Source organism: Methylobacterium sp. P3_A11 (genome assembly GCF_056403155.1).
The window spans coordinates 1-9,001 of the sequence record NZ_JBFUGA010000163.1 but is presented as its reverse complement, the minus strand read 5'-3'; the positions used below and the strand labels follow the sequence as shown (position 1 = coordinate 9,001).

Sequence of the window (9,001 nt, the reverse complement as noted above, 5' to 3'; positions counted from 1 at the left end):
CCAGGGGGCGCCGGCAGACGATGTGCGACACGCGCCCCAGCCGCGGACCCGGATCCGGCACGCCCTTGCGCAGGGCGATGTCCGGCCGCGCCGCCGACTGCGCGAGCGTCAGCGCGCGGGCGGCCGGGAGGGCGACGCTGCGGTACATCGCGCGGATATAGTAGGAGAATTCATCGTAGGCGACGAGGTCGTGCGCCCGCCCGGTTGCGGGATCCCGGACCGTCAGCGTGCCCGCCTGCGGTCCGTAGGTCGTGAGGATACCGATCACGTCGCGCGGACGCCCGAGGGGGATCTCGACGCGCGTGGTCTCGGGGATCTCCAGGAAACGCAGCGGGATGCCGTTGCGCCGCAGTTCGAACCCGCAGGTCAGCCCGGGGAGGGTGCACAGGGGCAGGGATTCGAATCGGCCCGGCAGCCCCCGGAACCGGGGGATGTAGGCCCGGCCCGGCGGCGGCGCGCGCAGGAAGCTGTAGACCAGGGTGCCGTAGACCTCCGCGCCGGCCGGCGTGACGTGGGTGCCGTCCTTCAGGAGATAGGTGACGTCGCCGGCCCCTGCCCCGGCCACCGGGGCGGCGATGTCGAGATACGGGATCCCGTAGAGGGCGCGATACTCCGCCAGCAGGCCGGCGACGGGCTCGGCGGCGTAGTCGACGCCGCCCTGATGAAGGTTGAGAAAGGCGACGGGCAGGTCGCGCCGGGCGGTCGCCGCGAGGATGTCGTCGAGATAGCCCCGCATGGTCGCGCCGTCGAAGTAGCGGACGTTGCCGGTGAACAGCTCCAGCAGGACGTGATCGCAGGGGATCGCGTCCAGGATCTCGTCGATCAGGGCCGCGACGGAGGGCAGCGAATGGCCGCCCCAACCGCTCCGGAGGAGGGTGACCGGGCGTCCCTCGGCTTCGGCCAGGGCGTTGGCCCGCTCGACATAGCCCGGCAGCTCGGTGACGCTGTAGCCGAGGCAGAGGACACGGACCATCGGGGATCGGACTCAAGGGCCGGCCGCATACGGCCACCCCGGCGCGGGTATCAGCCGATCGCCGCCGCGTCGAGGCGCCCCGCCGTCAGTCGATCACGATCGGGTAGCAGCGGGCGCCCACCGAGGCGGCGAGCACCTGCACGGCGCCGACCGTCGAGACGTCGCCCGCCACGTGGACCACGTCGGTGGCGCGCAGGCTGGGCAGGTGGGCGCTGAGGGGGCCGGAACGCACGTCCGGCGGCCGCTGGCGGCCGCGGTCGGCGCAGAGCACGATTCGGGCGACGCCGGTCCGGCGCAGCCAGTCCAGGCTCTCGCGCATGTAGAGGTCCAGGGCGTCGCGGGCGCCGATCGCCAGAGCCATCTCGCGGGCGGGCTCCACGTAGCGGGCCGCCCGGGCGATCGCCCAGATCGCCCCGAAGCCCGCGCCGGCCGCCACCAGCACGAGGCGGCCGCCCCCGGGCCGGTACTGTCCCCGGCCGACGGGTCCCTTGAGGCGCACCGGCTGGTCGAGGCGGAGCGTGTCGAGCGGGTCACCCTCGGGGTCGCGGGCGAGGTGGAACACGGCCTCGTTGATCTCGCTCGTGCCGTCGACCCGCAGGGTCGGGGACAGCGTCATCGCGGGCAGTCCCGCGAAGGTCACGAGGGCTTGGTGCCCGGGCTCGCAGGTCGGCCGCCGCGTCAGGGTCGCGACGACCTCGACGATTCCGGGGCTGAGCCGGCGGATCTCCGTGACCGTGCCCTTGCGGACGGCGACCGCCGGCGGCGGCGCCTCCTCCGCGCCCTGGATCGGGGGTCCCGGGAGGGCCGGACGCAGGGCCTCGGCCCGGGCCCGCCGGGCCGGGTGACGCCGACCGGACGGCGCCGTGCTGCCCTGGGCGAGCCCCTGGCCGGCGAGCAGGGTGCCGGATTGTGCCTGGAGCGGGGCGATCATGCCCTCGGCCAGCGCCGCCTCCAGCGGCGTGTCGCCGGTGGAGACGCGCACCGACCGGCCGTTCACGACGAGCGAGCAGCGCGCCCCCATGGTCTGCCCCTTCCTGGCCTGACCCCGCATGTCGGCCGACGGATCAGCGGGCGCGGATCAGGAGCGTGTCGACCAGGGCCGCCCAGCGCTCCCGGGTCGCGCGGACGTCGTCGTCAGGGGCGGAATCCGTGAGGAGCTGGCGCTGCGCCCGCAGCGCCTCGACCTCCTGCCGCTGGGCGCGGAGCACGGCCTTCATGACCTGCAGCTCGGTCTCGAGCCGGGCGATCTCGTCATCCTCGTCCGGCGCGTCCGACGGATCGTCGGCGAACGCCTCGACGGGGCGCGGGTCGCGGAGGGGGAGCCGGGTCCGGGCTTGCTGCTCCAGCCGCACCGGCCGCGCCATCAGGCGGCGCACGAGGTCGGAGCCGCCTGCCTGCTGGTAACGCCGTGCCGCCTCGGCCATCCGACCATCCCCCGTCGCGGGCGAAAGGCCCGTTCATCAACAGGAGCTTGATCGGACATGGTTAAGGGGGCCTTAAGCCGATCCTCGACTCACGCCGTCTCCGCGGGCGACGCGTTCGCAGATCCCGGTTCGCCGCCCGCACCCCCGAGGTGCCCGCCAGACCCAGGTCCGGCTCCGGGGTCCGGAGCAGGGAGGCGCCGGCAGGCCTGAGGCGTGCGCCGGAGATCCCGGAGCGCCGGCACCACGGTCTCCTTATGGTTCGCGCTGGCCACCGCCAGCCCGGGCATCGCCATCAGGTCTGCGCGGTCATGTCCTCGGAAACGCGGTCGCGCGCACCCGAGGGGCGATCGCGGACGGGCGGCCGTCGACCAGGCTCACCCGGCCGTTCGCGATGTCAGGCCGCTTCCGGCGCCGCGCCGACGATCTGGCGGGCCTGCAGCAGCGTCATCGGCTCGCCGAAGGCGGGACCGAGGGCGTATTCGCAGCCGAGCCCGGCCAGCGCCTGGGCGTCGGCCTCCGACTCGCAGCCCTCCGCCACGATGGCGAGGTTCAGCTCGCTCGCCATCCGGACGATGGAGCGCAGGATCGCGGTCTGGCCGGTGCCGATCTGGCGCACGAAGGTCGCGTCGACCTTGATCGTGTCGAAGGGGAAGCGCTGGAGGTAGGAGAGGGCCGAGTAGCCGGTGCCGAAATCCGACAGGCACAGACCGGCCCCGAGGTCGTGGATCCGCGCCAGCATCTGGGCGGCGTATTCCGGGTTTTCCATCACGAGGCTCTCGCTGAATTCCAGCTTGAGCGAGCCGGGCAGGGCGCCGGAGCGGGCCAGGACGGTCTTCACGTCGTGCAGGAGATCGTGGCGCAGGAGCTGGCGCGAGGACAGGTTGCAGGCCGCGAAGATCGGCGGCTCGACCTCCAGGGAGCGCTGCCAGGCCGCGAGTTCGAGGGCGGTGCGCTCCAGGGCGAAGATGCCGAGGTTGACGATGAAGCCGCTCTCCTCGGCGAGCGGCAGGAAGGTCGCGGCGGGGATGCGCCCGAGCTTCGGGTGGTCCCAGCGCAGCACGGTCTCGAACCCCGCCACGGTGCGGTCCTCGAGCCGCACCACCGGCAGGAACAGCACCTTCAGCTCGTTGCGCTCGATCGCCTTGCGCAGGTCGCTCTCCAGCATCAGTCGGTCCGAGCGGTCGGTGCGCATGTGGGCGCGAAAGACCTCGATCCGGTCGCCGCCGTTGCGCTTGGCCTGGATCATGGCGATCTCGGCGCTCTTGAACACCTCGTCGCGCTTCAGGTTGGCGCCGGCCTCGTAGAGGGCGAGGCCGATCGAGACGGTGAGGAAGATCTCGCGGTCGGCGTAGGTGATCGGCGTGGCGATCGCCCGGCGGATCATCTCGGCGAAGGCCAGGATCCGGTCGGGGTCGCGCTCCGACAGGAGGATCACCGCGAACTCGTCGCCCGCGACCCGGGCCAGGGTGTCCTGCGGCCTGAGCAGGCGGCCGAGACGGCGCGACAGGGTCAGCAGGATCGAATCGCCCGCCGACAGGCCGATCGCGTCGTTGATGCCCTTGAACCGGTCGACGTCGAGGACGATCACGGTGGGCTTGAGGCGCTGGTCCTGGCCGGCGAAGGCCAAAGCCGCGTCGAGGCGGTCGCCGAACAGCTCGCGGTTCGGCAGGCCGGTGAGGCTGTCATGCACGGCGTCGTGGAGCAGGCGCTCCTCGGCGGTCTTGATCTCGGTGACGTCCGCGATGGTGCCGACCACCCGGATCACCTCGCCGTCGGCGCCGATCACCGGCCGCGCCTTGAGCCGGTACCAGAAGAACGTGCCGGCCTCCGAGCGCAGGCGGAAATCGTGGACGATGCGCCCGCGCCGCTCCTCGATCACCGTGTCGAGGGCCGCCGAGTAGCGCTCCACGTCGAAGGGGTGGAGCGCGCCGAGCCAGTTGGTCGCCGGCCCCTCCAGGGTGCCGCGGGCGAGGCCGAGCTGGCCCTCGATCTCCGGGCCGACGAAGACCCGGTCGGCGGGCACGTCCCAGTCGAACACCACGTCGCCGGCCCCGGTCAGCGCCAGCGCCCGCCGCTCCGTGTCGGAGACGAGGGCGTGGCTGAGGCCGCCGCCCGCGAAGGCGTGCTGGAGCACCGTGAAGCCGATCAGCATCACGATCAGCACGAGGCCGCCGATGAGCGCCGGCTGCACGAGGTCGCTGCCGATCTGGCCGGTGACCGCGAAGCCCGCCGCGGTCACCCAGACCACCAGCAGCAGCCATGTCGGGACCAGCAGGATCGCCCGGTCGTAGCCGTTATGGGCGGCGAGGTAGACGATCAGCAGCAGCCCGATGCCGGCCACCGCCGCGATGGAGATCCGCGCGACGCCGGCCGCCACCGGCGGGTCGAACACCGCGAGCCCGACGAGGCCCGCCAGGAAGGCGAGCCAGAAGAACGCCACGTGGCTGTAGCGCACGTGCCAGCGGGCGAGGTTCAGGTAGGCGAACAGGAAGACCAGCAGCGTCGCCCCGAGCACCGCCTCGGCGGAGGCCCGGTAGACCCGCTCGGCGAGTTCGGTGACGGGGAAGACCCGCTGGAGGAAGCCGAAATCGATGCAGGCATAGGCGAGCACCGACCACGCGAGCGCGGCGGCGGCGGGGAAGATGATCGCGCCCTTGACCACGAACACGATGGTCAGGAACAGCGCCAGCAGGCCGCTGATCCCGATGATGATGCCCTTGTAGAGGGTGAGGCCCGCGGCCTTCCGGCGGTAGGCGTCCTGATCCCAGAGATGGAGCTGGGGAATGTTGGCGCCGCGCAGCTCGGCCACGTAGGTGACGGTGGTGCCGGGATCCAGCGTGATGGTGAACTGGTCGGCTTCCGGATTCTCGTCGCGCTCGGGCCGGATGCCCTGGCTCGCCGTGATGGCGGCGATGCGCGAGCCGCCGAGATCGGGCCAGATCACCCCGGAATCCACCAGCCGGAAATGCGGCGCGACCAGGATGCGGTCGATCTGCTCGTCGGTGTCGTTGGTGAGCGCGAACACGATCCAGTCGGGCCGGGCGCCGGCGTCCCGCGCCTTCACGACGATCCGGCGGACGATGCCGTCCTTGCCGGGGGCGGTCGAGATCTGGATCAGGTCGCCGTCCGAGCGGTAGCGCTCGATCGCGGTGGTCAGGTCGATCACCGGCGCGTCGAGGGTGACGCGGACCGCTTCCACGGCCCGGGCCGGACCGCTGAGCGCGAGGGCACCGACGAGACCGCCGACCAGGGTCAGGAGGAGGGCGAGGATACGCAAGGGTGTCTTGATGTCCGGCCGTGCGAGAAGCGGCGTCGGCCGCCCGGGCGGCCTCGATCGATAGGTGCGGGCCTGGCCTGGGGCAAGATCCCCCGGGATCGGTCCGCATGCCGCGGATCGCGCCCCTTTGCGGCCAAATCAAGTTGGGCGGGGCGGGGGCGGACGTTCCGCCGCCCTCTCCGTCATCGCGAGCGCAGCGAAGCGACCCAGGGAGACGCTCCAGTCGGAGACCGCGCGCGGCCCTGGGTTGCTTCGCTGCGCTCGCAAAGACGGCGTCGGTCTCAGGCCGCCCGGAGCGCGCCCGCGATCTTATCGAGGGTCGGCAGCTTGCGGATCGGRCCGATCGCCGCCAGCGTCGGGGTTCCCCGCAGCATCGCGGCCGCCACCGCGCGGACGTCCGCGACGGTGACAGCGTCGACCTTGGCGATCACCTCCCCGGCGGGGATCACCCGGCCCCAGGCCAGGATCTGACGGGCGTTGCGCTCGATCCGGCCGCCCGGCGTCTCGAGTGCCGAGAGCAGCGACACCTTGAGCTGCGCCTTGGCGCGGGCGATCTCGGTGGCGTCGAGGTCGCGGGCCGCCCGGGCGGTGGCGTCGAGCGTCACGTCGACGAGTTCGGGCAGATCCGCCCCGGCGGTGCCGGCGCCGATGCCGAACAGCCCGCAATCCGAGAACGGCCAGTGGAAGGCCTGGATCTCGTAGGCGAGGCCGCGGGTCTCGCGCACCTCCTGCCACAGCCGCGAGGTCAGGCCGCCGCCCAGGACCTGGGCGAACATGTGCAGCGCGTAGTAGCGGTCGTCCCGGAACGACAGGCCGGGCAGGCCGATCACCACGTTGGCCTGTTCGAGCTTGCGCGGCATCCGCCGCTCGCCGCCGCCGTAGGACCCCGGCACCGCCTCGGGCGCGGCCTTCGCCGGCAGGGCGCCGAAATGGCGCTCGGCCGCCGCCACGATCGCCTCGTGGGTGACGGCCCCGGCCCCGGCCACGACGATGCGGTCCGGGGTGTATTCCCGGTCGAGATAGGCGCGGATGCCGGCCTCGTCGAAGCTCCGGATCGTCTCGGGCCGCCCGAGGATCGGCCGGCCCACCGGCTGGTCCGGGAAGGCGGCCTCCGTGAAGGCGTCGTAGACCACGTCGTCGGGGGTGTCCTCGACGGCAGCGTATTCCTGCAGGATCACGCCCTTCTCCCGGGCGAGCTCGCCCGAATCGAACACCGAATCGGTGAGGATGTCGCCGATCACGTCGAGGGCGAGGCCGGCATCCTCGCCGAGCACCCGGGCGGTGTAGCTCGTCCCCTCCGTGGAGGTGGCGGCGTTGATCTCGCCGCCGACATTCTCGATCGCCTCGGCGATCTTCTGCGCGGACCGGGTGCGGGTCCCCTTGAACGCCATGTGCTCGATGAGGTGGGACAGCCCGGCCTCGTCGGCGCGCTCGTTGCGCGAACCGGCCCCGACCCAGACGCCGAGGCTGGCGGTGGCGACCCCGGGCATCGGCTCGGTGACCACCGTGACGCCGTTGTCGAGCCGCGTGGTGCGCAGGGACGGCGAGGCGGCGTGCGTGGAGAAGTGCTGGTTCATCGACGGCTCACGCCCCCCTGGTGATGCGGGCGCGCGCGCGGATGAGCGTCTCCAGGGCGGCCTGGTCGTTGGCCACCCGGGTCAGCCGCTCGGGCCGGTCCATCAGGTCAGCGAGGTGCGGGGGCAGGGCGGGGCGCAGGCCGCCGGTGGCCTTGGCGACCGCGTCCGGGAACTTTGCCGGGTGCGCGGTGGCGAGGGCGACGACCGGGGTCGCCGGATCCTGCTCCAGCAGCCGCCGCCCGGCCCGCACGCCGATGGCGCTGTGGGGATCGAGCACCACGCCGGTGGCCGCCTGGGTCAGGGCGATCTCCGCCATGACGTCGGGCTCGGGCACCGCGACCGCGTCGAACTCGGACCGGACCGTGGCGAGGATCTCCGGGCTCAGCGAGAACCCGCCGGACTGCTTCAGCCCGGCCATCAGCCGCGACAGGGACGCGGCGTCGCGCCCCAGCGCCTCGAACAGCAGCCGCTCGAAGTTCGACGAGATCTGGATGTCCATGGAGGGCGAGGTGGTGGGCACCACGCCGCGCAGCGCGTAGGCGCCGTGCTCCAGGGTCCGCACCAGGATGTCGTTGGCGTTGGTGCCGATCATCAGCCTCTGGACCGGCAGGCCCATCTGCTTGGCGACCCAGCCGGCGAGGACGTCGCCGAAATTGCCGGTCGGCACCGCGAAGGAGACCGGCCGGTGGGGGGAGCCCAGCGCCACCGCGCTGGTGAAGTAGTACACGGCCTGCGCGGCGACCCGCGCCCAGTTGATCGAGTTGACGCCCGAAAGCCGCACCGCGTCGGCGAAATCGGCGTGCTGGAACAAGGCTTTGACGAGGTTCTGGCAATCGTCGAACGTGCCGTCGACGGCGAGCGCGTGGACGTTCTCGGCGGGCACCGAGGTCATCTGCCGGCGCTGCACCTCCGAGACCCGCCCGTGCGGGTAGAGGATGAACACGTCGACCCGGTCGAGGCCGCCGAAGGCGTCCACGGCCGCCGAGCCGGTATCGCCCGAGGTGGCGCCCACGATGGTGGCGCGGGTGCCGCGCTGGGCGAGCACATGGTCCATCAGCCGCCCGAGCAGCTGCATCGCCACGTCCTTGAAGGCCAGCGTCGGCCCGTGGAAGAGTTCCAGCAGGAACAGGTTGTCGTCGAGCTGGGTCAGCGGGCAGACCGCCGGGTGGCGGAACGTCGCGTAGGCCGCGTCGATCATCCGGTCGAGGTCCGGGCCGGCGATATCGCCGTCGATCAGCGGGCGCAGCACCCGCTTGGCGGCCTCCGCGTAGGGGCGGCCGGCCAGGGCGGCGATCTCCGCGGGCGCGATCTGCGGCCAGGTCTGCGGCACGTAGAGCCCGCCGTCGCGGGCCAGGCCCGCCAGGAGCGCATCCGAGAACGAGAGCGGCGCGGCCGCGCCGCGAGTCGAGACGTGGAGCACAGGGTCCTCCGAGGGAAGGCGCCCCCTCTACACGATGCGGGCGGGCCTGTCGAAAGCGCCGCACGGGCGGGCGGAGCCTCGGACAGGTCCGCCCCGGCGGGGGGCGGGCCTTTAACGGGGGCTGAACGGGCCGGTTCAGGGCCGGTTTGGCGGGCGCGCCTAGAGCCGGAGCACCCCGCGGCCCCCGCGCAGGCGGGGCGGATCGAGCCTCGGAGAGAGCCGACATGACCCGAATCATCGCCCTCGCGGCTGCCGCGGCGCTGCTGTCCGGCACCGTCGCCATCGCGCAGGTCCCACCGCCGCCCGGCGGCCCGCGCCCCGGTCCCGAGG

At 72.8% G+C, this 9,001-nt stretch carries 6 protein-coding genes; all 6 read right to left on the bottom strand.

Annotated elements, in window-relative coordinates; all coding sequences use genetic code 11:
* Positions 1–973: SGNH/GDSL hydrolase family protein (locus AC1DXK_RS29090; protein ID WP_477299582.1), on the bottom strand; the 973-nt coding region annotated here is incomplete at its 3' end.
* Positions 974–1,058: 85 nt separating this feature from the next.
* On the bottom strand, positions 1,059–1,994 hold the full coding sequence (locus AC1DXK_RS29085) for a ferredoxin reductase domain-containing protein (RefSeq protein ID WP_457108774.1): 936 nt from the start codon (positions 1,992–1,994) through the stop codon (positions 1,059–1,061).
* A 43-nt stretch (positions 1,995–2,037) separates the two neighbouring features.
* Entirely contained in the window at positions 2,038–2,397 is a 360-nt protein-coding gene (locus AC1DXK_RS29080; protein ID WP_457108773.1) for a hypothetical protein, read from the bottom strand.
* Positions 2,398–2,791: 394 nt separating this feature from the next.
* The gene (locus tag AC1DXK_RS29075; RefSeq protein ID WP_457108776.1) at positions 2,792–5,668 is read right to left on the bottom strand and encodes an EAL domain-containing protein; all 2,877 of its coding nucleotides are present in this window, start codon (positions 5,666–5,668) and stop codon (positions 2,792–2,794) included.
* A 287-nt stretch (positions 5,669–5,955) separates the two neighbouring features.
* A complete protein-coding gene (locus AC1DXK_RS29070; protein WP_457108772.1) occupies positions 5,956–7,251 on the bottom strand; it encodes a M16 family metallopeptidase in 1,296 nt (431 codons plus the stop codon).
* A gap of 7 nt (positions 7,252–7,258) precedes the next feature.
* The gene (thrC, locus tag AC1DXK_RS29065; protein ID WP_457108771.1) at positions 7,259–8,671 is read right to left on the bottom strand and encodes a threonine synthase; all 1,413 of its coding nucleotides are present in this window, start codon (positions 8,669–8,671) and stop codon (positions 7,259–7,261) included.
* Between the last annotated feature and the right edge of the window lie 330 nt (positions 8,672–9,001).

Bases quoted from the DNA above. Each gene is read 5' to 3' on its own strand.
- AC1DXK_RS29085 (WP_457108774.1), bottom strand. From the start codon at position 1,994: ATGGGGGCGCGCTGCTCGCTCGTCGTGAACGGCCGGTCGGTGCGCGTC.
- AC1DXK_RS29080 (WP_457108773.1), bottom strand. From the start codon at position 2,397: ATGGCCGAGGCGGCACGGCGTTACCAGCAGGCAGGCGGCTCCGACCTC.